General features: G+C 65.5%; 20 protein-coding genes. 15 read left to right on the forward strand and 5 right to left on the reverse strand.

The genetic code is table 11. The features are described 5' to 3' along the window. Positions 1 to 310: 310 nt before the first annotated feature. The 4 genes from map to AC0MAZ_RS23925 all read left to right on the forward strand — a co-directional run bounded on the left by map (position 311) and on the right by AC0MAZ_RS23925 (position 5,895). Positions 311 to 1,093, forward strand: coding sequence for a type I methionyl aminopeptidase (gene map, locus AC0MAZ_RS23910; RefSeq protein ID WP_050704409.1), 783 nt, complete (start codon positions 311 to 313; stop codon positions 1,091 to 1,093). Positions 1,094 to 1,118: 25 nt separating this feature from the next. Beyond that, complete coding sequence (locus tag AC0MAZ_RS23915; RefSeq protein WP_475859417.1) at positions 1,119 to 3,821, forward strand: [protein-PII] uridylyltransferase; 2,703 nt, start codon at positions 1,119 to 1,121, stop codon at positions 3,819 to 3,821. Positions 3,822 to 3,842: 21 nt separating this feature from the next. Further along, positions 3,843 to 5,036, forward strand: a complete 1,194-nt coding sequence (dapC, locus tag AC0MAZ_RS23920; protein ID WP_203651114.1) for a succinyldiaminopimelate transaminase — start codon at positions 3,843 to 3,845, stop codon at positions 5,034 to 5,036. Between the two features lie 121 nt (positions 5,037 to 5,157). Then, positions 5,158 to 5,895 carry a zinc metalloprotease gene (locus AC0MAZ_RS23925; protein WP_203651110.1) on the forward strand — a complete coding sequence of 246 codons (738 nt, stop codon included), beginning with the start codon at positions 5,158 to 5,160 and terminating at the stop codon, positions 5,893 to 5,895. On the opposite strand, the gene AC0MAZ_RS23930 is transcribed toward AC0MAZ_RS23925, so the two are convergent. Then, positions 5,896 to 7,542 (reverse strand): Na+/H+ antiporter, encoded by a 1,647-nt coding sequence (locus tag AC0MAZ_RS23930; protein ID WP_234562479.1) that lies wholly within the window; start codon positions 7,540 to 7,542, stop codon positions 5,896 to 5,898. It lies immediately after the preceding gene. 280 nt (positions 7,543 to 7,822) lie between these two features. Here AC0MAZ_RS23930 and AC0MAZ_RS23935 point away from each other — a divergent pair, with 280 nt between their 5' ends. From AC0MAZ_RS23935 to AC0MAZ_RS23950, 4 genes are all read left to right on the forward strand, one after another. Next, positions 7,823 to 8,170, forward strand: coding sequence for an ArsC family reductase (locus AC0MAZ_RS23935; protein ID WP_203651108.1), 348 nt, complete (start codon positions 7,823 to 7,825; stop codon positions 8,168 to 8,170). A 42-nt stretch (positions 8,171 to 8,212) separates the two neighbouring features. Beyond that, positions 8,213 to 9,247, forward strand: a complete 1,035-nt coding sequence (dapD, locus tag AC0MAZ_RS23940) for a 2,3,4,5-tetrahydropyridine-2,6-dicarboxylate N-succinyltransferase (protein WP_062574945.1) — start codon at positions 8,213 to 8,215, stop codon at positions 9,245 to 9,247. A gap of 90 nt (positions 9,248 to 9,337) precedes the next feature. Further along, positions 9,338 to 10,543 (forward strand): cysteine desulfurase, encoded by a 1,206-nt coding sequence (locus AC0MAZ_RS23945; RefSeq protein WP_254463928.1) that lies wholly within the window; start codon positions 9,338 to 9,340, stop codon positions 10,541 to 10,543. Then, positions 10,540 to 10,950, forward strand: coding sequence for a SufE family protein (locus AC0MAZ_RS23950; protein WP_475859418.1), 411 nt, complete (start codon positions 10,540 to 10,542; stop codon positions 10,948 to 10,950). The genes AC0MAZ_RS23945 and AC0MAZ_RS23950 overlap by 4 nt, the downstream gene beginning before the upstream one ends. A gap of 88 nt (positions 10,951 to 11,038) precedes the next feature. Here the strand turns inward: AC0MAZ_RS23950 and tcdA are convergent, their stop codons facing one another. Beyond that, positions 11,039 to 11,848 carry a tRNA cyclic N6-threonylcarbamoyladenosine(37) synthase TcdA gene (tcdA, locus tag AC0MAZ_RS23955; RefSeq protein ID WP_203651101.1) on the reverse strand — a complete coding sequence of 270 codons (810 nt, stop codon included), beginning with the start codon at positions 11,846 to 11,848 and terminating at the stop codon, positions 11,039 to 11,041. Positions 11,849 to 12,136: 288 nt separating this feature from the next. On the opposite strand from tcdA, the gene AC0MAZ_RS23960 reads away from it, so the two are divergent. The 4 genes from AC0MAZ_RS23960 (at position 12,137) to AC0MAZ_RS23975 (ending at position 17,268) form a co-directional block, all read left to right on the forward strand. Continuing rightward, the gene (locus AC0MAZ_RS23960) at positions 12,137 to 14,728 is read left to right on the forward strand and encodes a glycosyltransferase (protein ID WP_203651100.1); all 2,592 of its coding nucleotides are present in this window, start codon (positions 12,137 to 12,139) and stop codon (positions 14,726 to 14,728) included. 181 nt (positions 14,729 to 14,909) lie between these two features. After that, positions 14,910 to 16,061: a succinyl-diaminopimelate desuccinylase gene (gene dapE, locus AC0MAZ_RS23965; protein ID WP_232856790.1), complete on the forward strand. Its 1,152-nt coding sequence runs from the start codon at positions 14,910 to 14,912 to the stop codon at positions 16,059 to 16,061. Continuing rightward, a complete protein-coding gene (locus AC0MAZ_RS23970) occupies positions 16,061 to 16,873 on the forward strand; it encodes a putative RNA methyltransferase (RefSeq protein ID WP_203651089.1) in 813 nt (270 codons plus the stop codon). Before dapE ends, AC0MAZ_RS23970 begins: the two co-directional genes overlap by 1 nt. A 17-nt stretch (positions 16,874 to 16,890) precedes the next feature. Beyond that, positions 16,891 to 17,268, forward strand: a complete 378-nt coding sequence (locus AC0MAZ_RS23975) for a hypothetical protein (RefSeq protein WP_203651087.1) — start codon at positions 16,891 to 16,893, stop codon at positions 17,266 to 17,268. A 64-nt stretch (positions 17,269 to 17,332) separates the two neighbouring features. On the opposite strand, the gene AC0MAZ_RS23980 is transcribed toward AC0MAZ_RS23975, so the two are convergent. Next, complete coding sequence (locus AC0MAZ_RS23980; protein WP_011535295.1) at positions 17,333 to 17,542, reverse strand: cold-shock protein; 210 nt, start codon at positions 17,540 to 17,542, stop codon at positions 17,333 to 17,335. Between the two features lie 228 nt (positions 17,543 to 17,770). Here AC0MAZ_RS23980 and plsB point away from each other — a divergent pair, with 228 nt between their 5' ends. Both plsB and AC0MAZ_RS23990 read left to right on the forward strand, forming a co-directional pair. Further along, the gene (plsB, locus tag AC0MAZ_RS23985; RefSeq protein WP_203651085.1) at positions 17,771 to 20,260 is read left to right on the forward strand and encodes a glycerol-3-phosphate 1-O-acyltransferase PlsB; all 2,490 of its coding nucleotides are present in this window, start codon (positions 17,771 to 17,773) and stop codon (positions 20,258 to 20,260) included. Between the two features lie 65 nt (positions 20,261 to 20,325). Continuing rightward, on the forward strand, positions 20,326 to 21,015 hold the full coding sequence (locus AC0MAZ_RS23990) for a DUF4197 domain-containing protein (RefSeq protein ID WP_475859421.1): 690 nt from the start codon (positions 20,326 to 20,328) through the stop codon (positions 21,013 to 21,015). A gap of 121 nt (positions 21,016 to 21,136) precedes the next feature. Here AC0MAZ_RS23990 and AC0MAZ_RS23995 read toward each other — a convergent pair whose 3' ends face one another. Then, positions 21,137 to 24,202 carry an efflux RND transporter permease subunit gene (locus AC0MAZ_RS23995; protein WP_254463931.1) on the reverse strand — a complete coding sequence of 1,022 codons (3,066 nt, stop codon included), beginning with the start codon at positions 24,200 to 24,202 and terminating at the stop codon, positions 21,137 to 21,139. A 6-nt stretch (positions 24,203 to 24,208) separates the two neighbouring features. Then, positions 24,209 to 25,309: an efflux RND transporter periplasmic adaptor subunit gene (locus AC0MAZ_RS24000; RefSeq protein ID WP_232856787.1), complete on the reverse strand. Its 1,101-nt coding sequence runs from the start codon at positions 25,307 to 25,309 to the stop codon at positions 24,209 to 24,211. Between the two features lie 171 nt (positions 25,310 to 25,480). On the opposite strand from AC0MAZ_RS24000, the gene AC0MAZ_RS24005 reads away from it, so the two are divergent. Next, complete coding sequence (locus AC0MAZ_RS24005; RefSeq protein WP_084942489.1) at positions 25,481 to 26,122, forward strand: TetR/AcrR family transcriptional regulator; 642 nt, start codon at positions 25,481 to 25,483, stop codon at positions 26,120 to 26,122. Positions 26,123 to 26,445 lie beyond the last annotated feature (323 nt).

Consider the following 26,445-nt stretch of genomic DNA (forward strand, 5'->3'; position numbering starts at 1 on the left):
CCCAATGACCAACCCGTGTTTCCAGGGAAACCGGGCACCCAGGCCATCGTGTCGACACGTGTGTGGGTTTGAGCTGACGGAGGTCATCCCCCGAAAGCGGCGCATTTTATACCACAGGCCGAGCGCGAACGGAACCCGGATCATGCTTCGTCCGTCAGCGGCTTTTGCAGCACCCGCGCTTTGCGGCCAGAATGCCTTCAATAGACCACCGGATCCACGGGACTCTCCCGACAGATCGCCGCCGCGCTCTGGTAGAATCCGGCCTTTCCCGTTCGTTCGCGCCGTACAGGGCGCCGTAGAGAGCCTGTTCATGACCGTCACCATCAAGACTGCAGAAGACATCGAGAAGATGCGCATCGCTGGCCGCCTGGCCGCCGAAGTGCTGGAAATGATCGAGGAGCACGTCAAGCCCGGCGTCACCACCGAGGAGCTCGACCGCCTGTGCCACGACTACATCGTCAACGTCCAGCAGGCGATCCCCGCCCCTCTCAACTACAAGGGCTTCCCCAAGTCGATCTGCACCTCGATCAACCATGTGGTCTGCCACGGCATTCCCAATGACAAGGCGCTCAAGGACGGCGACACTATCAACATCGACGTGACCGTGATCAAGGACGGCTACCACGGCGACACCAGCCGCATGTTCCATGTCGGCACCGTCGCGCCATGGGCCGAGCGCCTGTCCAAGGTCACCCAGGAGTGCCTGTACAAGGCCATCGAGCTGGTCAAGCCCGGCTGCCGCCTGGGTGACATCGGCGAAGTGATCCAGAAACACGCCGAGAAGAACGGTTTCTCGGTGGTCCGCGAGTTCTGCGGCCACGGCATCGGCAAGGTGTTCCACGAAGAGCCGCAGATCCTCCACTACGGCCGCGCCGGCACCGGCATGGAACTCAAGGAAGGCATGACCTTCACCATCGAGCCGATGATCAACCAGGGCAAGGCCGACACCAAGGTGCTGGGTGACGGCTGGACCGCCATCACCAAGGACCGCAAGCTCTCGGCCCAGTGGGAACACACCCTGGTGGTGACCGCCAGCGGCTACGAGATCTTCACCCTGCGCAAGGACGACACCATCCCGCGCACCTCGGCCTGATACTGACTAACAGGAACGCGACTCGATGCCCCAGGTGGATCCCGAGCTGTTCGACCGCGGCCAGTTCCAGGCGGAACTGGCCCTCAAGGCAAGCCCCATCGCCGCTTTCAAGAAGGCCATCCGCATGGCCGGCGAGGTGCTCGACAAGCGTTTCCGTGAAGGCCGCGAGATCCGCCGGCTGATCGAGGACCGCGCCTGGTTCGTCGACAACATCCTGCAACAGGCCTGGCACCAGTTCAGCTGGGGCGCGCCGGACGGCATCGCCCTGGTGGCGGTGGGCGGCTACGGCCGTGGCGAGCTGCACCCGTTCTCGGACATCGACCTGTTGATCCTGCTCGACGCCGCCGAGCACGAGCAGTACCGCGACGCCATCGAACGCTTCCTCACGCTGCTGTGGGACATTGGCCTGGAAGTCGGCCAGAGCGTGCGCACCATCGACGAATGCGCCGAACAGGCCCGGGCCGACCTCACGGTCATCACCAACCTGATGGAAAGCCGCACCATTGCCGGCCCCGAGTCGCTGCGTCGGCGCATGCTCGACGCCACCAGCACCGCGCACATGTGGCCGAGCAAGGAGTTCTTCCTGGCCAAGCGTGCCGAACTCAAGGCCCGCCACCACAAGTACAACGACACCGAGTACAACCTCGAGCCCAACGTCAAGGGCGGGCCGGGCGGCCTGCGCGACATCCAGACGGTGCTCTGGGTGGCCCGGCGCCAGTACGGCACCCTGAACCTGCACGCCCTGGCCGGCGAGGACTTCCTGCTGGAAAGCGAGAACGAACTGCTGGCCTCGTCCCAGGCCTTCCTCTGGCGCGTGCGCTATGCCCTGCACATGCTCGCCGGGCGTGCCGAGGACCGTCTGCTGTTCGACCACCAGCGCAGCATCGCCGCGCTGCTGGGCTACACCGACGACAATCCCAAACGCGCCATCGAACAGTTCATGCAGCAGTACTACCGGGTGGTGATGAGCATCAGCCAGCTGTGCGACCTGATCATCCAGCACTTCGAGGAAGTGATCCTCGCCGATGATGACAGTGGCGCCACCCAGCCACTGAACGCACGCTTCCGCCTGCACGACGGCTATATAGAAGCGGTCAACCCGAATGTTTTCCGGCGCACCCCGTTCGCCATGCTGGAAATCTTCGTGCTGATGGCCCAGCACCCCGAGATCAAGGGGGTGCGCGCCGACACTGTGCGCCTGCTGCGCGAGCACCGCCACCTGATCGACGACAAGTTCCGCAACGATATCCGCAACACCAGCCTGTTCATCGAGCTGTTCAAATGCGAGATCGGCATCCACCGCAACCTGCGACGGATGAACCGCTATGGCATCCTCGGCCGCTACCTGCCGGAGTTCGGCCTGATCGTCGGGCAGATGCAGCACGACCTGTTCCACATCTATACAGTCGATGCGCACACCCTCAACCTGATCAAACACCTGCGCAAGCTGCAGTACACCCCGGTTTCCGAGAAATTCCCGCTGGCCAGCAAGCTCATGGGTCGCCTGCCCAAGCCCGAGCTGATCTACCTGGCCGGCCTCTACCACGACATCGGCAAGGGTCGCCAGGGCGACCATTCCGAGCTGGGCGCAGTGGACGCACAAGCCTTTTGCGCGCGTCACCAGCTGCCGGCCTGGGACAGCCGGCTGATCGTCTGGCTGGTGCAGAACCACCTGGTGATGTCTACCACTGCCCAGCGCAAGGACCTCTCCGACCCGCAGGTGATCAACGACTTCGCCCTGCACGTGGGCGACGAGACGCGCCTGGACTACCTCTACGTGCTGACCGTGGCCGACATCAACGCCACCAACCCCAGCCTGTGGAACTCCTGGCGGGCGAGCCTCTTGCGCCAGCTCTACACCGAGACCAAGCGCGCCCTGCGCCGGGGCCTGGAAAACCCGCTGGACCGCGAGGAGCAGATCCGCCAGACCCAGAGCGCCGCACTCGACATCCTGGTGCGCGAAGGCACCGACCCGGACGACGTCGAGCAACTCTGGTCGCAACTGGGTGACGACTACTTCCTCAAGCACAACGCTGCCGACGTGGCCTGGCACAGCGACGCGATCCTCCAGCAGCCGGCCGACGGCGGGCCGCTGGTGCTGATCAAGGAAACCACCCAGCGCGAGTTCGAGGGCGGCACGCAGATCTTCATCTACGCCCCCGACCAGCACGATTTCTTCGCCGTGACCGTGGCCGCCATGGCCCAGCTCAACCTGAACATCCACGACGCCCGGATCATCACCTCGAGCAGCCAGTTCACCCTCGACACCTATATCGTGCTCGACAACGACGGCGGCTCGATCGGCGACAACCCACAGCGGGTCAGGCAGATCCGCGATGGCCTGACCGAAGCGCTACGCACCCCCGAGGACTACCCGGCGATCATCCAGCGCCGGGTCCCGCGCCAGCTCAAGCACTTCGATTTCCCACCGCAGGTGACCATTCTCAACGATGCCCAGCGCCCGGTGACCATCCTCGAGATCACCGCCCCGGACCGGCCCGGCCTGCTGGCGCGGATCGGGCGGATCTTCCTGGAGTTCGACATCTCGCTGCAGAACGCCAAGATCGCCACTCTCGGCGAGCGCGTGGAGGACGTGTTCTTCATCACCGACGCCGACAACCAGCCGCTGTCCGACCCGCAGCTGTGCAGCCGCCTGCAGGAGGCCATCGTCCAGCAGTTGCAGGCCGGCCAGGCCAGCGATGCCAGCCCCACCCGCATGACCTTTTGACGATAACGAGACCTTGCGCCAATGAACCCAGCACTGACCCAGCTCCAGCCCTACCCGTTCGAGAAACTGCGTGCCCTGCTGGGGAGCGTGAAGCCGGCGGCGGACAAACGCCCGATCGCCTTGTCGATCGGCGAGCCGAAGCACGAATCGCCGGCCTTCGTCGCCAAGGCCATGGCTGACAACCTCGACAAGCTGGCGGTCTACCCCAGCACCCTGGGCCTGCCGGCCCTGCGCCAGGCCATCGGCCAGTGGTGCGAACGGCGCTTCAGCGTGCCGGCCGGCTGGCTGGACGCCGACCGCCATATCCTGCCGGTCAACGGCACCCGCGAGGCGCTGTTCGCCTTCACCCAGGCCGTGGTCGATCGCTCGGCAGATGGCCTGGTGGTCAGCCCCAACCCGTTCTACCAGATCTACGAAGGCGCGGCCCTGCTGGCGGGCGCCACCCCGCACTACCTGCCCTGCCTGGAAGACAATGGCTTCAACCCCGACTTCGACGCCGTGCCGGCCGAAGTCTGGAAACGTTGCCAGATCCTGTTCCTGTGCTCCCCGGGCAACCCCACCGGCGCCCTGGTGCCGATGGACACCCTGAAAAAGCTGATCGCCCTGGCCGACGAGCACGACTTCGTGATCGCCGCCGATGAGTGCTACAGCGAGCTGTACTTCGACGAGGACGCGCCACCACCGGGCCTGCTCAGCGCCTGCGCGCAGCTGGGCCGCCATGACTTCAAGCGCTGCGTGGTGTTCCACAGCCTGTCCAAGCGCTCCAACCTGCCGGGGCTGCGTTCGGGCTTCGTCGCGGGCGACGCCGCGATCATCAAGCCGTTCCTGCTGTACCGCACCTACCATGGTTGCGCCATGCCGGTGCAGACCCAGCTGGCCAGCATCGCCGCCTGGCAGGACGAGGCCCATGTGCGCGACAACCGCGACCAGTACCGCGCCAAGTACGATGCCGTGCTCGACATCCTGCAGCCAGTGCTCGATGTGCAACGCCCGGACGGCAGCTTCTACCTGTGGGCCAAGGTGCCAGGCAGCGACGCCGACTTCACCCGCGACCTGTTCGAGGCCGAGCATGTGACCGTGGTGCCGGGTTCGTACCTCTCCCGCGAAGTGGACGGGGTCAATCCGGGCGCTGGGCGCGTGCGCATGGCGCTGGTCGCGCCGCTGGCCGAGTGCATCGAGGCGGCCGAGCGGATTCGCGCGTTCCTGGGCCGCTGATGGCAGGCGCCCCTCCTCACAGGGGGGGCGCAATCTCAATCAAGGCAAGCATTAAGTACCGTCGGTGCAGAACGCTGGCGACCGATAGTTGGCACCTCCCAACCCCTGAAGGTGCACAACGATGTCCGATGTTCTCGTGGCAAACGCGACCTACCGCCTACGCCAGAAGCTGCAACTGCCCCAAGCGATGAAGCCGCGCAAGAAGCGCTCGGTGGCCGATCATTCCGTGTTCTGGCGCCCAGGCCAGACGCTGAGGATCTCGTTCATCGGTACGCCCTGCCCGTGGCTCAAGAAAGCGATCTTCGACACCGCGTGCCAATGGCTGAAATACGCCAACCTGACATTCGAACTCCTCGACAACAACGTCAACGAAGCCGAGATCCGCATCCAGACCGATGTGCAGGAAGGCGTGAATTTCAGTTTCCTGGGCAACCAGGCCCTGGAAGTGGACGGCGCCACCATGGCATTGGGGGTCAAGCTGTCGGACCCGTTGTTCGAGTCGTACGTATTGCATGAGTTCGGGCACGCATTGGGCATGGAGCACGAGCACCAGCACCCACAAGCCAACATCCCCTGGGACCTGGACGCGTTGCGCCAGTTGCTGGCCGTGCTCCTGGTCGACGAGGCCAACAACCCGGATGACCTCGACGAGCTGATCGAAGAGGACCTCGCCACTCAGTTCCTGCCACTGCCCGACAACGGCGACCTGCTCATCCTGCCCTATGACAGCCAGTCGATCATGCATTACCGCATCAGGCAGAAGCTCACGCACCATGGCTTCAAGCGCAGCCATAACCTGAAAATAAGCAAGAAGGACAAGCGCTTCATGCGCCTGGTCTATCCGGCTTCGTGCAAGTAACTAGCGGACCTGCCCGAGATTGGCCTCGCTCAGGTCCAGCTCGCCCAGCACCTGGCGCACCACTTCGTCCCCCACCAAGTGTTGGCGATGCAGCTCGTACAGTTCCAGCCGTTGCGCACGCAGGGCGCGCAGGCGCAAACGACGCTCCAGCTGATCCATCTGCTCGGCCAGCGCCCTGGCCTCGGCGCTGTCGTTGTAGCTGTCCAGCTCATCGCGGTACTCGGCCATCAGCCGCGCCTTGAGCTCGGTGGCCAGAGTCGCCTGGGCGGCATCCTGCGGCGCGTTGGCATCGATCACCTCCTCGGCCTCGAGCGCATGGATCGCCGCCTCTGCCGTGCGTCGCCAGGCCTCCTGCACTTCCTGGTGCAAGCGCTCGTCCGGGCTCTTGGTCACGCCGCGCAGCAGGATCGGCAAGGCAATGCAGGCGCTGACCAGCGACAGCAGTATCACCCCGGCGGCGATGAAGATGAGCAGGTCGCGCTCGGGGAACGCCTTGCTCGCGCCGATCAGCAGCGGCACCGACATCACGCCCGCCAGGGTCACCGCGCCGCGTACGCCGCCCAGGGTCAGCAACCAGCACGAGCGCGCAGTCGGCATCAGCACCAGCGCGGGCTTGCCACGCCAGCGTCTAACCACGCCGATAGCTCGCCAGATGCTCTGCACCCAGATGAACCGCAACAGCACCAGCGTGGCGAAGATTGCCACCACATCCAGGCAGCGCCAGGCCAGGGTCGACCACACGGCAGCCTCGTCGCTCACCACCGCCTTGATGATGTCCGGCAGTTGCAGGCCCAGCAGCAGGAAGATCAGCCCGTTGAAGGCGAACTCCAGCAGCGACCAGACACTGCGGTTGAGCAGGCGGGTGCTGGTCTGCCGGGGCAGCAGGTCCAGCCAGCTCTGCATCATCCCGGCGGCCACCGCCGAGAGAATGCCGGACACGCCGAGGCGCTCAGCGAGCACGTAGGCGGCAAAGGGCAGCAGCAGCATGAACACCACGTGGGTGGCCGGGTCGTCCCAGCCACGGGTGATCATCCACATGCGCAGGCGCCCGACCAGCCAGCTCAACGCCACCCCCACCGCCAGGCCACCAAGGGCGACCAGGACGAAAGTCAGGCTGGCCTCGGTCAACGAGAATACCCCGGTTATCGCCGCCACCAGGGCGAACTTGAAGGTCACCAGGCCCGAGGCGTCGTTCATCAGCGCCTCGCCCTGAAGCATGTGCATCAGCGGTGTCGGCAGACGGTCCTGGGCGATGGCCGACACGGCCACGGCGTCGGTGGGCGACAGCACCGCCGCGAGGGCGAAGGCCACCGCCAGCGGAATGCTCGGCAGCAACCAGTGGATGAAGTAGCCGGCCCCGACCACGGTGAACAGCACCAGCCCCACCGCCAGCGCCACCACCGGTCCGCGGATGCGCCACAGTTCGCGCTTGGGCATGCGCCAGCCGTCGGCGAACAGCAGCGGCGGCAGGAACAGGAACAGGAACAGCTCAGGGTCCAGCGCCACGTGCAGCCCCAGGGTCGGCCAGGCCAGCAAGGCGCCGGCGCCGATCTGCACCAGCGGCAAGGGCAGCGGCAGCACCCGCCCGACCAGTTTTGACACGCTCACCAGCATCAGCAGGATAAGGACGGTATAGGCTGACTGCATCGGCAAGCTTCCTGTTTGATCGGAGAAACCACAGCGAGGCGAAACATCGCCATTGAAACAATATGTTAGCGGGGACGCGCTATCGTGGACCGCTGCACGATAGTCGCAGCCTGGCCGTGAATATGTAACACAATGCTACGCGAGAAGCGGTGAAACACATCGGCGTGGCCTTCCAGCCCGCAGCCGTGGCGCCAGCCCCATCGATGCCGCATAATCGGCCCACCCAATCTTCAAGGAGCATCGGGGACGCCCGGCCCGACCAGGCTGCCCCAGGCATTCAATGGCTTACACTCTCTACGGCATCAAAGCCTGCGACACCATGAAAAAGGCCCGCACCTGGCTTGAAGACAAGGCCATCGGCTTCGACTTCCACGACTACAAGACCCAGGGCATCGACCGCGACAGCCTGAACCGCTGGTGCGACGAGCACGGCTGGGAAGTCGTGCTGAACCGCGCCGGGACCACCTTCCGCAAGCTCGATGACGCCAGCAAGGCCGATCTCGACCAGGCCAAGGCCGTCGAATTGATGCTCGCCCAACCGTCGATGATCAAGCGCCCGGTGCTCGACCTCGGCGAGCGCACGCTGGTCGGCTTCAAGCCCGACCTGTACGCCGCGGCGCTGACCTGATCCCGCATTACGCTCCATCCCAATTTCGTACGAGGTAATCGCATGTCTCAATCGCTGTTCAGCCTGGCCTTCGGTGTCGGCACCCAGAACCGCCAGGGCGCCTGGCTGGAAGTCTTCTACGCACAGCCTGTGCTCAAGCCGTCCGCCGAACTGGTCGCGGCCGTTGCACCGGTACTGGGCTATGAAGGGGGCAACCAGGCCATCGCCTTCACCACCGCCCAGGCCGCCCAGCTGGCCGACGCGCTCAAGGGCGTCGATGCCGCCCAGGCCGCGCTGCTGACCCGCCTGGCCGAGAGCCACAAGCCGCTGGTCGCCACCCTGCTGGCCGAAGACGGCGCGCTGACCTCCACCCCCGAGGCCTACCTCAAGCTGCACCTGCTGTCGCACCGCCTGGTCAAGCCGCACGGCGTATCGCTGGCCGGCATCTTCCCGCTGCTGCCGAACGTCGCCTGGACCAACCAGGGCGCGGTCGACCTGGCCGAGCTGGCCGAGCTGCAACTGGAAGCGCGCCTGAAAGGCGAACTGCTGGAAGTGTTCTCGGTGGACAAGTTCCCGAAGATGACCGACTACGTCGTGCCGGCCGGCGTGCGCATCGCCGACACCGCCCGTGTGCGCCTGGGCGCCTACATCGGCGAAGGCACCACCATCATGCACGAAGGCTTCGTCAACTTTAACGCCGGTACCGAAGGCCCGGGCATGATCGAAGGCCGTGTCTCCGCCGGCGTGTTCGTCGGCAAGGGCTCGGACCTGGGCGGCGGCTGCTCGACCATGGGCACCCTGTCCGGTGGCGGCAACATCGTCATCAAGGTCGGCGAAGGCTGCCTGATCGGCGCCAACGCTGGCATCGGCATCCCGCTGGGCGACCGCAACACCGTCGAGGCCGGCCTGTACATCACCGCTGGCACCAAGGTGAACCTGCTGGACGAGAACAACCAGCTGGTCAAGGTGGTCAAGGCCCGCGACCTGGCCGGCCAGACCGACCTGCTGTTCCGTCGCAACTCGCTCAATGGCGCGGTGGAGTGCAAGACCCACAAGTCGGCCATCGAACTGAACGAGGCGCTGCACGCGCACAACTGAGAACCTGCCCGGGTTTGAAGTGATAAGATCGGGTCTGCTCCCAGGCGTTGCTTGTGGGCAGACCCGATTTTTATTCCAGGCCCCGCTAACATGTTCCAGCCCTCTCCCTGGCGCGCCGATTTCCCCGCCATCGCCGCCCTGCAACGGCAGCACCAGACCTACCTGGACAGCGCCGCCACCACCCAGAAGCCCCAGGCCTTGCTGGATGCCCTGAGCCATTACTATGGCCATGGCGCCGCCAACGTGCACCGCGCCCAGCACCTGCCCGGCGCCCTGGCCACCCAGGCCTTCGAGGGTACCCGCGACAAGGTCGCCGCCTGGCTCAATGCCGCCGACTCGCGGCAGATCGTTTTCACCCACGGCGCCACCTCGGCCCTGAACCTTCTGGCCTATGGCCTGGAGCACCGCTTCGAGGCCGGTGACGAAATCGCCGTCAGCGCCCTGGAACACCACGCCAACCTGCTGCCCTGGCAACAACTGGCGCATCGACGTCAACTGCGCCTGGTGATCCTGCCGGTGAACGACCTGGGGCATGTCGACCTGGAACAGGCCCTGCAACTGATCGGCCCGCGCACCCGCTTGCTGGCGATCAGCCAGTTGTCCAATGTGCTGGGAACCTGGCAGCCGCTGGCACCGTTGCTGGCCCATGCCCGAGCCCAAGGCGCGCTGAGCGTGGTCGATGGCGCGCAAGGCGTGGTCCATGGTCGCCACGACGTGCAGCAACTGGACTGCGACTTCTATGTGTTTTCCAGCCACAAGCTCTACGGCCCGGATGGCGTGGGCGTGCTGTACGGCCGCCAGCAGGCGCTGGCACTGCTGCGCCACTGGCAGTACGGCGGCGAGATGGTGCAGTTGGCGGACTACCAGGAGGCCAGCTTCCGCCCGGCACCGCTGGGCTTCGAAGCCGGCACGCCGCCGATCGCGGGCGTCATCGGACTGGGCGCCACCCTGGATTACCTGGCCAGCCTCGATGCCAACGCGGTGGTTGCCCATGAGGCCACCCTGCACCAGCATCTGGTACGCGGTCTGGCTGATCGCGAGGGGGTTCGTCTGCTCGGCGCGCCCCAGGTGGCGCTGGCCAGTTTCGTCATCGATGGGGTGCACAACGCCGATATTGCCCACCTGCTGACCGAACAGGGCATCGCCGTGCGCGCCGGGCATCATTGCGCCATGCCGCTGCTCAGGCACCTGGGCCTGGACGGCGCGATCCGCGTGTCGTTGGGGCTCTATTCCGACAGCGACGACCTGCAACGTTTCTTCGAGGCGCTCGACCAGGGCCTGGAGCTGCTGCGATGAGCCTGTCGGCCGAGGCCAGCCAGGCGCTGGAGAGTTTCCAGCAGGCGCGCGGGTGGGAGCAGCGGGCGCGGTTGCTGATGCAGTGGGGGGATCGCCTTGAGCCTTTGACGGATGCGGAGAAGACCGAGGACAACCGCGTGCACGGTTGCGAAAGCCTGGTATGGCTGGTGGCGGTGCAAGATGACGGCCAATGGCGGTTCAAGGCCGGCAGCGATGCGCGGATGCTGCGGGGCTTGCTGGCGCTTCTGCTGGTGCGGGTGCAAGGCTTGGCCAGCGATCAACTGATGGGGTTGGACCTGAGCGCCTGGTTTACCCAGTTGGGGCTGGAGCGGCAGTTGTCGCCGTCACGCAGCAATGGGCTGCATGCGGTGTTGCTGAAGATGGCGGAGCTGGTGTCTAACCGTTGAATCGGTGCTGCCCTCTTCGCGGGTAAACCCGCTCCCACAGGAAGTGTGCAAGACCTGTGGGAGCGGGTTTACCCGCGAAGGGCCCCATTTATTCAGGCTTGATCCGCTCAGAAGGCCGGCGCGCCCCGGCCACCAGTTTCTCCACGGCCTTGCTCGCCGCGACCATGCCGAAGGTCGCGGTCACCATCATCACCGCGCCGAATCCACCGGCGCAGTCCAGGCGCACGCCTTCACCGACAAAGCTCTTCTGCAGGCACACGCTGCCATCCCCCTTGGGGTAGCGCAGCTGTTCGCTGGAGAACACGCACGGCACGCCATAGTTGCGGCTGGTGTTGCGCGAGAAGTTGTAGTCGCGGCGCAGGGTCGAGCGCACCCGTGAAGCCAACGGGTCGTTGAAGGTCTTGTTGAGGTCGCCAAGCTGGATCTGGGTCGGGTCGATCTGCCCGCCGGCACCACCGGTGGTGACGATGGCGATCTTGCGACGGCGACACCAGGCGATCAGCGCCGCCTTGGCCATCACGCTGTCGATGCAGTCGATCACGCAGTCCATCTGCTCGGTGATGTACTCAGCCATGGTCTCGCGGGTGACGAAATCGGCCACCGCATGCACCGTGCAGGCTGGGTTGATCGCCCGCAGGCGCTCGGCCATCACCTCGACCTTGGCTCGGCCGACCTGGCCTTCGAGGGCATGGGCCTGACGGTTGGTGTTGCTCACGCAGACATCATCCAGGTCGAACAGGCTGATCTCGCCCACGCCGCTGCGGGCCAGGGCCTCGGCCGCCCACGAGCCAACCCCGCCAATGCCGACGATGGCCACATGGGCCTGACTCAGGCGCTGCAAGCCGTCGTCGCCGTAGAGCCGGGCGACGCCGGCGAAGCGTGGATCTTCTGTGCTCATGCTGATACCCCGAAAAAACCGGCGCGCATTATAGGCCAAGCCATGGGCTCGCGGGCATAGCGCACGGCCCGATCACGCCACCTGGGCGTGCCAGAGCGGCCACGGGTTGGAAAAAATCCTGCCATGCCTGCTTTAATGTCCTATCAAGCAACTATATCTGGACGACAGCCAGGCGGACTGAGAACTACATCCTCTGTCGACAATCCAACGGATTACCTTCCCCGGAATCCGTAGGACCCACGCCCCAGCGGCGACGCCTCGCTCCCCTCTTCGGAACCTCGAACACCTATGTCATCACGTAAATTCGGTCTCAACCTGGTGGTGGTCCTGGCCATCGCCGCGCTGTTCACCGGGTTCTGGGCCTTGATCAACCGCCCGGTATCCGCCCCCGCCTGGCCGGAACAGATTTCCGGTTTCTCCTACTCGCCGTTCCGTCTCGGCCAGAGCCCACAGAAGGGCCAATACCCCAGCGAGGACGAGATCCGCCAGGACCTCGAGCAACTGAACAAGCTGACCGACAACATCCGTATCTACACCGTCGAGGGTACCCAGGCCGAGGTGCCGCGCCTGGCCGAAGAGCTTGGCCTGCGTGTCACCCTGGGGATCTGGATCAGCAACGATCAGGAACGCAATGAGCGGGAGATCGAAAAGGCCATCGGCCTGGCCAACACCTCGCGCAGCGTGGTGCGGGTAGTGGTCGGCAACGAAGCATTGTTCCGCGAGGAAGTCACCGCCGAGCAACTGATCGGATACCTGGACCGGGTCCGCGCCGCGGTCAAGGTGCCGGTGACCACCAGTGAGCAGTGGCACATCTGGAAGGAGCACCCGGAACTGGCGAAACACGTCGACCTGGTCGCCGCGCACATCCTGCCCTACTGGGAGTTCGTGCCCATGAAGGACTCGGTGCAGTTCGTCCTCGACCGTGCCCGCGAGCTGCGCAAGCAGTTCCCGCGCAAGCCGCTGCTGTTGTCCGAGGTCGGCTGGCCAAGCAACGGCCGCATGCGCGGCGGCGCCGACGCCACCCAGGCCGACCAGGCCATCTACCTGCGCACCCTGGTCAACACCCTCAACCGCCGCGGCTACAACTATTTCGTCATCGAAGCCTACGATCAGCCGTGGAAGGCCAGCGACGAAGGCTCGGTGGGCGCCTACTGGGGCGTGTACAACGCCGAGCGCCAGCAGAAATTCAACTTCGAGGGCCCGATCGTGGCGATCCCGCAATGGCGCGCCCTGGCCGTGGCCTCGGTGGTGCTGGCGATGATCGCCCTGGCCATCCTGTTGATCGACGGCTCGGCCCTGCGCCAGCGCGGGCGCACCTTCCTCACCTTCATCACCTTCCTGTGCGGGTCGGTGCTGGTGTGGATCGCCTATGACTACAGCCAGCAGTACAGCACCTGGTTCAGCCTCACCGTGGGCGTGCTGCTGGCGCTGGGCGCCCTCGGGGTGTTCATCGTGCTGCTGACCGAGGCCCATGAACTGGCCGAGGCGGTGTGGATTCACAAGCGACGGCGGGAGTTCCTGCCCGTGCAGGGCGACAGCGCCTACCGGCCCAAGGTCTCGGTGCACGTGCCGTGCTACAACGAACCGCCGGAGATGGTGAAGCAGACCCTCGACGCCCTCGCCGCGCTGGACTACCCGGACTACGAAGTGCTGGTGATCGACAACAACACCAAGGACCCGGCCGTGTGGGAGCCGCTCAAGGCCCACTGCGAAAAGCTCGGCGAGCGCTTCAGGTTCTTCCACGTCGCGCCGCTGGCCGGTTTCAAGGGTGGCGCGCTGAACTACCTGATCCCGCACACGGCCAAGGACGCCGAGGTGATCGCGGTGATCGACTCGGACTACTGTGTCGATCGCAACTGGCTCAAGCACATGGTGCCGCACTTTGCCGACCCGAAGATCGCCGTGGTGCAATCGCCCCAGGACTACCGCGACCAGCACGAGAGCGCTTTCAAGAAGCTGTGCTACAGCGAATACAAGGGCTTCTTCCATATCGGCATGGTCACCCGCAACGACCGTGACGCGATCATCCAGCACGGCACCATGACCATGACCAGGCGCAGCGTGCTCGAGGAGCTGGGCTGGGCCGAGTGGTGCATCTGCGAGGATGCCGAGCTTGGCCTGCGCGTGTTCGAGAAGGGTCTGTCGGCAGCCTATGCCCATAACAGCTACGGCAAGGGCCTGATGCCCGACACCTTCATCGACTTCAAGAAACAGCGTTTCCGCTGGGCCTATGGCGCCATCCAGATCATCAAGCACCACGCCGGCGCCCTGCTGCGCGGCAAGGGCAGCGAGCTGACCCGCGGCCAGCGCTACCACTTCCTGGCCGGCTGGCTGCCATGGATCGCCGACGGCATGAACATCTTCTTCACCGTCGGCGCGCTGCTGTGGTCGGCGGCGATGATCATCGTGCCGCACCGGGTCGACCCGCCGCTGATGATGTTCGCCATTCCGCCGCTGGCGCTGTTCTTCTTCAAGGTCGGCAAGATCGTCTTCCTCTACCGCCGCGCGGTGGGGGTCAACATGAAAGATGCCTTCGCTGCAGCGCTGGCGGGGCTGGCGCTGTCGCACACCATTGCCAAGGCGGTGCTGTACGGTTTCTTCACCAGCAGCATGCCGTTTTTCCGCACACCGAAGAATGCCGACAGCCACGGTGTGCTGGTGGCGATCTCCGAAGCCCGAGAAGAGCTGTTCATCATGTTGCTGCTGTGGGGCGCGGCGCTGGGGATCTACCTGGTGCAGGGGCTGCCGAGTTCGGACATGCGCTTCTGGGTGGCGATGTTGCTGGTGCAGTCGTTGCCGTACCTGGCGGCGCTGGTGATGGCGTTGCTGTCGTCGTTGCCCAAGCCCGCCGAGAAGGTTGCAGAGCCACAACAGGCTTGAGATCGCCGGGGGCGCGTTGCGCCCCTTTCGCGGCACAAGGCCGCTCCTACACAGGCAGCGCGGTCTTTGTAGGAGCGGCCTTGTGCCGCGAAAGGGCCGTAACGCGGCCCCATTCCACCATGGTTTGATATAAGATAACGCCCCTCAGTTTCCCCGCCTTGCCTTGCCCCGGAGTCCTTCAATGACGGCCCCAGCCGAGCTCTCGCCTACCCTGCAACTGGCCTGCGACCTGATCCGTCGCCCCTCGGTCACCCCGGTCGATGCCGATTGCCAGACCCAGATGATGAACCGCCTGGGCGCCGTCGGCTTCCAGCTCGAGCCGATGCGCATCGAGGACGTCGACAACTTCTGGGCCAGCCATGGCACCCAGGACGGCCCGGTGCTGTGCTTCGCCGGCCACACCGACGTGGTCCCCACCGGCCCGGTGCAACAGTGGCAGCATGAACCGTTCGAGGCGCTGATCGATGCCGACGGCATGCTCTGCGGCCGTGGCGCCGCCGACATGAAGGGCAGCCTGGCATCCATGGTGGTAGCCAGCGAGCGCTTCGTGCACGATTACCCGAACCACCGCGGCAAGGTCGCCTTCCTGATCACCAGCGACGAGGAAGGCCCGGCCCACCATGGCACCAAGGCCGTGGTCGAGCGCCTCAAGGCACGCAACGAACGCCTGGACTGGTGCATCGTCGGCGAACCGTCCAGCACCACCCTGCTCGGTGACGTGGTCAAGAACGGCCGTCGCGGCTCACTTGGCGCCAAGCTGACCGTGCGCGGCAAGCAAGGCCACGTGGCCTACCCACACCTGGCGCGCAACCCGATCCACCTGGCCGCGCCGGCCCTGGCGGAACTTGCCGCCGAGCACTGGGACGAAGGCAACGCGTTCTTCCCGCCGACCAGCTTCCAGATCTCCAACCTCAACTCCGGTACCGGCGCCACCAACGTGGTCCCGGGCGAGCTGACCGCGCTGTTCAACTTCCGCTTCTCCACCGAATCGACGGTCGAAGGCTTGCAGCAGCGCGTCGCGGCAATCCTCGACAAGCATCAGCTGGAATGGAACATCGACTGGGCGCTGTCGGGCCTGCCGTTCCTCACCGAGCCGGGCGACCTGCTCGATGCGGTGTCGTCGAGCATCAAGGCGGTCACCGGTCGCGAAACCCGCCCATCGACCAGCGGCGGTACCTCCGACGGCCGCTTCATCGCCACCATGGGCACCCAGGTGGTCGAGCTCGGCCCGGTCAACGCCACCATCCACCAGGTGGACGAACGCATCCTGGCCAGCGACCTCGACCTGCTGACCGAGATCTACTACCAGACCCTGGTACGGTTGCTCGCCTGATGCTCGCCTGCCCTCTCTGCCAGGCGCCGCTGGCGCAACTCGACAATGGCGTGGCCTGCCCCGCCGGCCACCGTTTCGACCGCGCCCGCCAGGGCTACCTGAACCTGCTGCCGGTGCAGCACAAGAACAGCCGCGATCCGGGCGACAACCAGGCCATGGTCGAAGCCCGCCGCGATTTCCTCGACGCCGGCCACTACGCCCCGGTAGCGCACCGCCTGGCGCAACTGGCTGCCGAGCGCCAGCCACAGGCCTGGCTGGACATCGGCTGCGGCGAAGGCTACTACACCGCGCAGATCGCCCAGGCCCTGCCGGCCGCCGACGGCTACGCCCTGGATATCTCCCGCGAGGCGGTCAAGCGCGCCTGCCGCCGCGCCCCCGAGGTGACCTGGATGGTCGCCAGCATGGCCCGCGTGCCCATGGCCGATGCCAGTTGCGGCTTCATCGCCAGCGTGTTCAGCCCGCTCGACTGGCAGGAGGCCAGGCGCCTGCTCGCCCCCGGCGGCGGCCTGATGCGGGTCGGACCGACCAGCGGCCACCTGATGGAACTGCGCGAGGTGCTCTACGATGAAGTGCGCCCGTACGCCGACGACAAGCACCTGGCCCTGGTCCCCGAGGGCATGGCCCACGCCCACGGCGAGATCCTCGAGTTCCGCCTGAGCCTGGCCGACGCCAAGGCCCGCGCCGACCTGCTGGCCATGACCCCGCACGGCTGGCGTGCCAGCGCCGAGAAGCGCGCACGGGTGATCGACCAGCCCGAACCCTTTGAGGTCACCGTTTCCATGCGTTATGACTATTTCGTGCGCCAAGACTGAGCACACTGGAGCCCCCCATGCGTCAACCCGATATCGAGATCTACCTCAAGGACGACGACGTCGATCACAAGCAGATCGCCGACTGGCTCGCCCTGGCCCTGGGCCCGTGCAGCGAATGGAAGCAGAAAGGCCAGACCTTCAAGTGCATGGCCGGTAACATTCCGGTCACCTGGTTACCGAAAGCTGTGGGGAAATGGAACAGCCTGTACCTGGAAAGCGACCAGACCCCGTGGGCCGACGACATCGCCTGCGCCCGTGCGGCATTCGCCGCGCTCAACGTCGAAGTGCGCTGTGCGCCTGGCAGCTGGGCGGAGGAAGACGGGGAAGAAGATGCCGATCGCTGGATCCGCATCAGCGCCGACGGTGAACAGGAAATCACCTGGCGCACGAACTGAAGGCGTTCGCATCAGGCTGCAAGTTCCACGGTCAACTTGCAGCTTGAGCGTACAGCCGCGAGGCTCAGAGCCCTACCACGTCCTCGGCCTGCAGGCCTTTCTGGCCTTGCACGAGGGCGTACTCGACCTGCTGCCCTTCGACCAGGGTGCGATGCCCCTCACCGCGGATAGCCCGATAGTGGACGAACACGTCCGCACCACCTTCGCGCTGAATGAAGCCATAACCCTTGGCATCGTTGAACCACTTCACATTCCCAGTCTCACGAGACGACATCTGAACTACTCCGGATTTTTATTTTGAAGATCGCCTTGCTGGCGCGGGTTCACCGTCCGCGCCGACGCAGCTTGCACGAATATCCTGCAAGCGGCAGGCCGAGTATATGACAGGGAACAAAAAAAATTCATGACAGGGTCATTTTTGGCCGAATTTTGCTGAACTTACGCAGATACGGCAGACTAACGGGCAGTAAAACACGAAAACTTTCACCCAGGGCCCCACCCCATGACCCGTTCCCCCCTGCGCCGCCTCATCTTCGGCGCCCTGCGTCGCGTTCTCTACCTGTGGGTGCGCTCCGAAACCATCAACCAGTCCTCGCTGACGCTCAAGCTCGACCGCAGCCGACCGGTGTTCTACGCCCTCTCCTCGCCGTCGCTCACCGATCTGGCCGTGATCGACCACGAGTGCACCAAGGCGGGGCTGCCACGTCCGGTGCTGCCGGTGGCCGTCGGCCCGCTGCAGGAGCCCGCGGCGTTCTTCTACCTGACCCCCGAGCCTGACTGGCTCGGCCGCCAGGACAAACGCGGCGCGCCACCGACGCTCGAGCGCCTGGTCGCGGCGATCAGCCAGCACGCCGAGGAAGACGCGCAGATCATTCCGGTCAGCGTTTTCTGGGGCCAGACCCCCGCCAGCGAGTCGAGCCCGTGGAAGCTGCTGTTCGCCGACAGCTGGGCCGTCACCGGCCGCCTGCGCCGCCTGCTCAGCGTGCTGATCCTGGGGCGCAAGACCCGCGTGCAGTTCTCCGCGCCGATCCACCTGCGCGAGCTGGTGCAGCACAACAAGGGGCATGAGCGCACCGTGCGCATGGCCCAGCGCATGATGCGCGTGCATTTCCGCAACCTGAAGACCGCGGTGATCGGCCCCGACATCTCGCACCGACGCAACCTGGTCAAGGGCCTGGTGCACGACCCGCTGGTGCGCCAGGCCATCAGCGACGAGGCCGATCGCGAGAAGATCCCCTACGCCAAGGCCGAGGCCAAGGCGCTGCACTATGGCAACGAGATCGCCTCGGACTACACCTACACCGCCATCCGCTTCCTCGAAGTGGTGCTCAGCTGGTTCTGGAACAAGATCTACGACGGCATCAAGGTCAACCACATCGAGCAGGTGCAGGGCATCGCCCCCGGCCACGAGGTGATCTACGTACCCTGCCACCGCAGCCACATCGACTACCTGTTGCTGTCCTACCTGCTGTTCCGCAACGGCCTGACGCCGCCGCACATCGCCGCCGGCATCAACCTCAACATGCCGGTGATCGGCGGCCTGCTGCGCCGCGGCGGCGCCTTCTTCATGCGCCGCACGTTCAAGGGCAACCCGCTGTACACCGCCGTGTTCAACGAGTACCTGCACACCCTGTTCACCAAGGGCTTCCCGGTCGAGTACTTCGTCGAGGGCGGCCGCTCGCGCACCGGGCGCATGCTGCAGCCGCGCACCGGCATGCTGGCGATCACCCTGCGCAGCTTCCTGCGCTCCTCGCGCACGCCGATCGTCTTCGTCCCGGTGTACATCGGCTACGAGCGGGTGCTCGAAGGCCGCACCTACCTGGGCGAACTGCGCGGCGCCAGCAAGAAGAAAGAATCGATCTTCGACATCTTCAAGGTCATCGGCGCGCTCAAGCAGCGCTTCGGCCAGGTCTACGTCAACTTCGGCGAGCCGATCCGCCTCAACAGCTTCCTCGACGAACAGCAGCCCGGCTGGCGCGATCAGCCGCTCGGCCCGCAGTTCCGCCCGGACTGGCTCAACGACACCACCACCCGTCTGGGCGAGACGGTCGCCCGTCACCTGAACGAAGCCGCGGCGATCAACCCGGTCAACCTGGTGGCCCTGGCCCTGCTGTCGACCAGCCGCCTGGCCCTGGACGAACGCGCCCTGACCCGCGTACTCGACCTGTACCTGGCCTTGCTGCGCCAGGTGCCCTACTCGCCGCATACCACGCTGCCCGATGGCGACGGCAAGGCGCTGATCGACCACGTGCTGGGCATGGACCTGCTGGCCGAGCAGAAGGACGCGCTGGGGCGCATCCTCTACCTGGACGAAGCCAATGCGGTGCTGATGACCTATTACCGCAACAACGTACTGCACATCTTCGCCCTGCCGGGGCTGCTGGCGAGCTTCTTCCTCAGCAGCTCGCGCATGAGCCGCGAATTGCTGGGCCAGTACGTGCGGGCGCTGTATCCGTACCTGCAGGCCGAGCTGTTCCTGCGCTGGACGCCCGAGCAACTGGACGAGGTGATCGACCAGTGGCTGACGGCGCTGGTCGAGCAGGGGCTGCTGCGCAGGGAGCAGGACATCTACATGCGTCCAGCTCCCAGCTCGCGGCAGTTCGTCCTGCTGACCCTGCTGGCACGCACCATCACCCAGACCCTGCAGCGCTTCTACATGGCCACCTCGTTGCTGCTCAACAGCGGCCAGCACACACTGAGCGCCGAAGAGCTGGAGGAGCTGTGCGTGATGATGGCCCAGCGCCTGTCGATCCTGCATGGCCTGAACGCCCCGGAGTTCTTCGACAAGACCTTGTTCCGCCACTTCATCCAGACCCTGGTGCGCGAAGGCGTGCTGCAGCCGGACGACAACGGCAAGCTGGGTTACCACGACAAGCTTGCCGAGCTGGCCGAGGGCGTGGCCAAGCGGGTACTGTCGGCAGAGCTGCGTCTGTCGATTCGCCAGGTAGCCTTGCACCGCGATGAAACACCGGAACCTGTGGCGGTTGAGTGAACTGGCCCGATCCCGGTCTACCCGATACGCTGAACCTGCACCATTCTGCCCATAAGGAAATCCCCATGATCCGCTCCTCCCTGCGCTTCACCACCCTGTGCGCCGGCCTGCTGCTGTCGGCCAGCGCCCTGGCCCTGTCGCTCGGCGACCTGTCCCAGAGCGACGCCTCCGGCGGCCTGAAGGACGCCCTCACCCAAGGCGCGCAGATCGCCGTCAAGCAACTGAGCACCCCCGGCGGTTTCAGCAACAACCCCGACGTGCGCATCGAGCTGCCGGGCAACCTCGGCAAGGCCGCCAAGGCCATGAAGATGTTCGGCAAGGGTGAACAGGTCGAAGCCCTGGAATCCAGCATGAACAAGGCCGCCGAGGCTGCGGTGCCACAAGCCCAGGCGATCCTGGTGGACGCGGTGAAGAAGATGACCGTGACCGATGCCAAGGGCATCCTCAGCGGCGGCCAGGATTCGGCCACCCAGTACCTGAACAAGAGCAGCCGCGAGCAGATCCGCGCCAAGTTCCTGCCGATCGTCAAGCAGGCCACCGACAAGGTCGGCCTGGCCCAGCAGTACAACAACTTCGCCGGGCAAGCCGCAGGCCTGGGCGTGGTCGACGCCAAGAGCGCCAACATCGAGAGCTACGTGACCGAGAAAGCCCTGGACGGGCTGTTCGAGATGATCGCCAAGCAGGAAGAAAGCATTCGCCAGAACCCGGCCGGTGCCGCGACCAGCCTGGCCAAGAAGGTGTTCGGCGCTCTTTGAGGGCCATGGGGGCTGCTTTGCAGCCCTTTCGCGGCACGAGGCCGCTCCTACAGTGGATTGCGTATCCCTGTAGGAGCGGCCTTGTGCCGCGAACGGAGGGCACAGCCCTCCCCTGCGGTTTTCAGTCCTTCCTGACCCTGAACCACGCCGCATACAACGCCGGCAGGAACAGCAGGGTCAACACCGTGGCGACGATCAAGCCACCCATGATCGCCACCGCCATCGGCCCGTAGAACACGCTCCTCGACAGCGGAATCATCGCCAGCACCGCCGCCAATGCGGTCAGCACGATCGGCCGGAAGCGCCGCACCGTGGCCTCGATGATCGCCTGCCAACGCGCCATCCCCGCAGCGATATCCTGTTCGATCTGGTCCACCAGGATCACCGAGTTACGCATGATCATCCCCGCCAGGGCGATGGTCCCGAGCATGGCGACGAAACCGAACGGCTGGCGGAACACCAGCAGGAACAGGGTCACGCCGATCAGCCCGAGGGGCGCGGTGAGGAACACCATGAACATCCGCGAGAAACTGCGCAGCTGGATCATCAGCAGGCTCAGCACCACCACGATGAACAGCGGCATGCCGGCGTTCACCGAGCGCTGGCCACGCTCGGAGTCTTCCACCGTGCCGCCCACTTCAAGCAGGTAGCCATCGGGCAGCTCACTCTTGATCTGGGCCAGGGTCGGCTGGATCTGCTTGACCAGGGTCGCCGGCTGCTCCTTGTCGTAGATGTCGGCGCGCACGGTGACGGTGGGCAGGCGGTTGCGGTGCCAGATGATGCCTTCCTCGAAGCCATACTCCAGGGTCGCCACCTGCGACAGGGCCACACTCTGGCCGTTGTCGGTGGGCACCGCCAGGCTGCCGAGGTTACCCAGTTCACGCCGCTCCTCCGGGGTGCCGCGCAAAAGGATCTCGATCAGTTCGTTGTCCTCGCGGTACTGGCTGACGCTGCTGCCGGTCAGCGAGCTCTGCAGGAAGCTCGACAGGTGCGCAGTGCTCACCCCCAGCGCCCGGGCACGGTCCTGGTCGATGTCCAGATACACCGCCTTGCTCGGCTCCTCCCAGTCCAGGTGCACGTTGACCACATGCGGGTTCTCGCGCACCTTGCCCGCCACCTCGCGGGCCAGGGCGCGGACCTTCTCGATGTGCTCGCCGGTGACGCGGAATTGCACCGGATAGCCCACGGGCGGGCCGTTCTCCAGGCGCGTGACCCGTGAGCGCAGGTCGGGGAACTGCTGGTCGAGGGTGCCGATCAGCCAGCTGCGCAGCCGCTCACGGTCCTCCAGCGACTTGGCCAGCACCACGAACTGGGCAAAGCTCGCCGCCGGCAGTTGCTGGTCCAGCGGCAGGTAGAAGCGCGGCGAGCCGGTGCCGACGTAGGCGACGTAGTTGGCGATGCCATCCTGCTGCTTGAGCAGCGCCTCCAGCTGCTTGACCCGTTCGGAGGTGTTGTTCAGCGAGGCACCTTCGGCCAGTTTCAGGTCGACCATCAGCTCCGGCCGGCCGGAGGCCGGGAAGAACTGCTGCGGCACGAAGCGGAACAGCAGGATGCTGCCGACGAACGCGGCGATGGTCAGGACGATCACCGTCTTGCGCCGCCGCACGCACCACTCCACCACCCGCCTGACGCGCTGGTAGAACGGCGTGGCGTACGGATCGGGGGCATGCCCGTCGGCGCCATGGCGGGCCGCGTGAAGCTTGGCCAGGTCCGGCAGCAGGCGCTCACCCAGGTAGGGCACGAACACCACCGCGGCGACCCATGAGGTCAGCAGGGCGATGGTCACCACCTGGAAGATCGAACGGGTGTACTCCCCCGTGCCGGAAGCCGCCGTGGCGATCGGCAGGAAACCGGCGGCGGTGATCAGGGTACCTGTGAGCATCGGGAATGCCGTGCTGGTCCAGGCGTAGCTCGCTGCCTTGAGCCGGTCGTAGCCCTGCTCCATCTTGATCGCCATCATCTCCACCGCGATGATCGCGTCGTCCACCAGCAGGCCCAGGGCCAGCACCAGCGCCCCCAGGGAAATCTTGTGCAGGCCGATGCCGAAGTAGTACATGGCGGCAAAGGTCATGGCCAGCACCAGCGGGATCGCCAGCGCCACCACCAGTCCGGTGCGCAGGCCCAGGGAGAAGAAGCTCACCAACAGGACGATCGCCAGGGCCTCGATCAGCACCTGCACGAACTCGCCGACCCCGGCCTTTACCGCCGCCGGCTGGTCGGACACCTTGCGCAGCTCCATGCCCGCCGGCAGGTTTTGCGCCAGGCGGGCGAATTCGCCTTCCAGGGCCTTGCCAAGCACCAGGATGTCACCGCCGTCCTTCATCGACACCGCCAGGCCGATGGCATCCTCGCCCATGAAGCGCATGCGCGGCGCGGGCGGGTCATTGAAACCGCGCTGCACCTCGGCGACGTCGCCGATACGGAAGGTGCGGTCACCTACGCGGATGGGGAACTGGCGAATCTGCTCGACGCTGTCGAAGCGCCCGCTGACCCGCAGTTGCAGGCGCTCGCTGGGCGTCTCGAAGAAGCCTGCGGTACTCAACGCGTTCTGCTCGCGCAGCGCCTGCTGCACGGCGGCCAGCGGTATGCCCAGGGTGGCCAGTTTGACGTTGGACAGCTCGATCCAGACCTTCTCGTCCTGCAGGCCGATCAGCTCGACCTTGCCCACGTCCTTGACCCGTTGCAACTGGATCTGGATACGGTCGGCGTAGTCCTTGAGCACCGCATAGTCGAAGCCGGCGCCGGTCAGGGCATAGATGTTGCCGAAGGTGGTGCCGAACTCGTCGTTGAAGAACGGCCCCTGCGCCTCGGGCGGCAGGGTGTGCTTGATGTCCGCGACCTTCTTGCGGATCTGGTACCACAGCTCGGGGATGTCCTTGGAATGCATCGCGTCGCGGGCCATGAAGGTGACCTGGGACTCACCGGGCCGCGAGAACGAGACGATCCGCTCGTACTCGCCGGTCTCCATCAGCTTCTTCTCGATGCGCTCGGTGACCTGGCGCGACACTTCCTCGGCGGTCGCCCCGGGCCACAGGGTGCGGATGACCATGGCCTTGAAGGTAAAGGGTGGATCCTCGCTCTGCCCCAGCTTGGTGTAGGACATGGCGCCGATCGCCGCCAGCAGGATCATCAGGAACAACACGATCTGGCGATTGCGCAGCGCCCAGGCGGAAAGGTTGAAACCCATCGGGACTTACTCCTTGGCCGCCAGGTTCACTTCACGGTTGCTGCGGTCCACAGGCCGCACCTGTTGTCCCTCGCGCAGCACATGGCCGCCCGCGGCGACCACCCAATCGCCGGCCTGCAGCCCTTCGAGCACCGGCACACTGTCGGCGCCATAGGCGCCAAGGCGCACCTGCGCGCGCTCCAGGCGGTTGTCCTTGCCGACCTTCCAGACATAGGCCTGGCCGGCCTCGGCGGTCACCGCCGAGAGCGGCACCGCCAGCGGCGAGCGTTCGGCATGGTCGATGAACACCCGGGCGCTCTGGCCGAGCTCGGCCGGCGTGTCGTTGGAGGTGAAGGCGATGCGTGCGGCAAAGGTCCGCGAACGCGGGTCCGCCGCCGGGGAAAGCTCGCGAATGCGGCCCTCGAAGCGTCGGTTCGGGTGCGACCACAGCTCCACGCTCACCGTCTGGCCGACGGCGAAGCGGGCGAACTGCTGCTCCGGCAGGCCGATGACCACTTCGCGCTCACCGTCGGCGGCGAGGGTGAACACGGTCTGCCCGGCGGCCACCACCTGGCCCACCTCGACCTGGCGCTTGGCGATCACCCCGGCCTGGGGCGCGCGCAGCACCGCGTACTCGGCCTGGTTGCCGGCCACCTCGAACTCGGCCTTGGCCTGTTTCAGGCGCGCCTGGCCGGCGCGGTAGAGGTTCTCGGCGTTATCGAACTGGGAGCGGCTGACCATCTGCCGGTCCAGCAGTTTCTGGTAGCGGTCGCGCTCGGCGCGCACCAGCGCCAGGTTGGCCTCGGCCGCCGCCAGCTGGGCGCGGTTGGCCTCCAGTTGCAGGCGCACGTCCTGGGGATCGAGTTCGGCCAGCGGCTGCTCGGTCTTGACCCGCTGCCCCTCCTCCACCAGGCGCTTGCTGACCTTGCCACCGATGCGGAACGCAAGTTCAGGCTCGAAGCGCGCGCGCACCTCGCCCGGATAGCTGTCGGCCGAAGCCTGCGCGGGTTGCGGCTGGACCACCAGCGCCGGCCGCGGCGCGGCAGGTGGCGCGGCCTCCTGGCCGCAGGCGGAAAGCAGGAGCACGGCGGCTGCCGGCAGGGCGAGGGACAACGCACGACGCAACATGATGAATGACCTTTGGCAGAGGGTGCATCGAATATTTATACTGGCGAGTATATTAAGTCAGCGAACCTTGCCGGGGAAGCGGGCGTTTCAGAGAAAACTCATATTTGCGTTGCGACGTATGCTGCAGCCGACGGCTTCACGACCCGGTAAGATGTGCCCCTTTCACACTGAATGCGGTCCCTCATGTCCAACGACGCACCCATCGGCCCAGGCCGGCCCAAGGACCTGGCCAAGCGCGAGGCCATCCTCGAAGCCGCCAAGCACCTGTTCCTCAGCCTTGGCTATGCCAACACCAGCATGGATGCGGTCGCGGCGGCGGCAGGTGTTTCAAAGCTCACCGTCTACAGCCATTTCACCGACAAGCAGACGCTGTTTGGCGCGGCGGTCATGTCCACCTGCCAGAACCAATTGCCTGACTTGATGTTCGAGTATCCGGAAGGGGTGGCGGTGGAGGATGTGCTGCTGAACATTGCCCGTGGGTTCCAGGCGCTGATCAGCAGTGACGAGGCGGTCAAGCTGAGTCGCCTGATCTTTGCCCTCGGGAGCCAGGATCCGGGGTTTGGGCAGTACTTCTACGAGGCGGGGCCGAAGCGGGTGATGGCCGGGATGGCGGCGCTGCTGCACTGTGTCGACCAGCGGGGGTTGCTGCGGATCGACAACCCGTTGCGGGCGGCGGAGCATTTCTTCTGCCTGGTGAAGGGGGCGCCGGATTATCGGTTGTTGCTGGGGTGTGCGCAGGCGCTGAGTGGGGATGAGGCTGAGGCGCATGTGCGGGAGGCTGTTGGGGTTTTTGTTCGGGCTTTTCGGGGGTAGATCGGGATCGGGTTCGGGGATGATTGTTTTTATTTTTTTATGCGCATTCATTGGCGATGGTGACGCATAGTCACCTTTCCGCCCTTACGGCGGGTCCCTTTTTGAAGGATCAAAAAGGAACCAAAAAATCCTCGCTCCATCATCCGGCCCCTACGCTTCGCTCCGGGGTTCCCTCGCTCCGTTCTTGCTCCCGGGAGGACCGCGCTGAACGCCCCATCCTGGGGCGCAGCGCTTGACGGCCATCTATGGCCGTCACCTCCCTACGCAAGAACTCCGCTCGGCCTCCTGAAGTCGCAATTGGTGGTGCCTGGACTATTGCGCGC

Source organism: Pseudomonas sp. A (genome assembly GCF_056270345.1).

What these genes read in the sequence shown, in the direction of transcription:
- map (WP_050704409.1), top strand. Translation starts at nt 311, where the DNA reads ATGACCGTCACCATCAAGACTGCAGAAGACATCGAGAAGATGCGCATC.
- AC0MAZ_RS23915 (WP_475859417.1), top strand. Translation starts at nt 1,119, where the DNA reads ATGCCCCAGGTGGATCCCGAGCTGTTCGACCGCGGCCAGTTCCAGGCG.
- dapC (WP_203651114.1), top strand. Translation starts at nt 3,843, where the DNA reads ATGAACCCAGCACTGACCCAGCTCCAGCCCTACCCGTTCGAGAAACTG.
- AC0MAZ_RS23925 (WP_203651110.1), top strand. Translation starts at nt 5,158, where the DNA reads ATGTCCGATGTTCTCGTGGCAAACGCGACCTACCGCCTACGCCAGAAG.
- AC0MAZ_RS23930 (WP_234562479.1), bottom strand. Translation starts at nt 7,542, where the DNA reads ATGCAGTCAGCCTATACCGTCCTTATCCTGCTGATGCTGGTGAGCGTG.
- AC0MAZ_RS23935 (WP_203651108.1), top strand. Translation starts at nt 7,823, where the DNA reads ATGGCTTACACTCTCTACGGCATCAAAGCCTGCGACACCATGAAAAAG.
- dapD (WP_062574945.1), top strand. Translation starts at nt 8,213, where the DNA reads ATGTCTCAATCGCTGTTCAGCCTGGCCTTCGGTGTCGGCACCCAGAAC.
- AC0MAZ_RS23945 (WP_254463928.1), top strand. Translation starts at nt 9,338, where the DNA reads ATGTTCCAGCCCTCTCCCTGGCGCGCCGATTTCCCCGCCATCGCCGCC.
- AC0MAZ_RS23950 (WP_475859418.1), top strand. Translation starts at nt 10,540, where the DNA reads ATGAGCCTGTCGGCCGAGGCCAGCCAGGCGCTGGAGAGTTTCCAGCAG.
- tcdA (WP_203651101.1), bottom strand. Translation starts at nt 11,848, where the DNA reads ATGAGCACAGAAGATCCACGCTTCGCCGGCGTCGCCCGGCTCTACGGC.
- AC0MAZ_RS23960 (WP_203651100.1), top strand. Translation starts at nt 12,137, where the DNA reads ATGTCATCACGTAAATTCGGTCTCAACCTGGTGGTGGTCCTGGCCATC.
- dapE (WP_232856790.1), top strand. Translation starts at nt 14,910, where the DNA reads ATGACGGCCCCAGCCGAGCTCTCGCCTACCCTGCAACTGGCCTGCGAC.
- AC0MAZ_RS23970 (WP_203651089.1), top strand. Translation starts at nt 16,061, where the DNA reads ATGCTCGCCTGCCCTCTCTGCCAGGCGCCGCTGGCGCAACTCGACAAT.
- AC0MAZ_RS23975 (WP_203651087.1), top strand. Translation starts at nt 16,891, where the DNA reads ATGCGTCAACCCGATATCGAGATCTACCTCAAGGACGACGACGTCGAT.
- AC0MAZ_RS23980 (WP_011535295.1), bottom strand. Translation starts at nt 17,542, where the DNA reads ATGTCGTCTCGTGAGACTGGGAATGTGAAGTGGTTCAACGATGCCAAG.
- plsB (WP_203651085.1), top strand. Translation starts at nt 17,771, where the DNA reads ATGACCCGTTCCCCCCTGCGCCGCCTCATCTTCGGCGCCCTGCGTCGC.
- AC0MAZ_RS23990 (WP_475859421.1), top strand. Translation starts at nt 20,326, where the DNA reads ATGATCCGCTCCTCCCTGCGCTTCACCACCCTGTGCGCCGGCCTGCTG.
- AC0MAZ_RS23995 (WP_254463931.1), bottom strand. Translation starts at nt 24,202, where the DNA reads ATGGGTTTCAACCTTTCCGCCTGGGCGCTGCGCAATCGCCAGATCGTG.
- AC0MAZ_RS24000 (WP_232856787.1), bottom strand. Translation starts at nt 25,309, where the DNA reads ATGTTGCGTCGTGCGTTGTCCCTCGCCCTGCCGGCAGCCGCCGTGCTC.
- AC0MAZ_RS24005 (WP_084942489.1), top strand. Translation starts at nt 25,481, where the DNA reads ATGCGGTCCCTCATGTCCAACGACGCACCCATCGGCCCAGGCCGGCCC.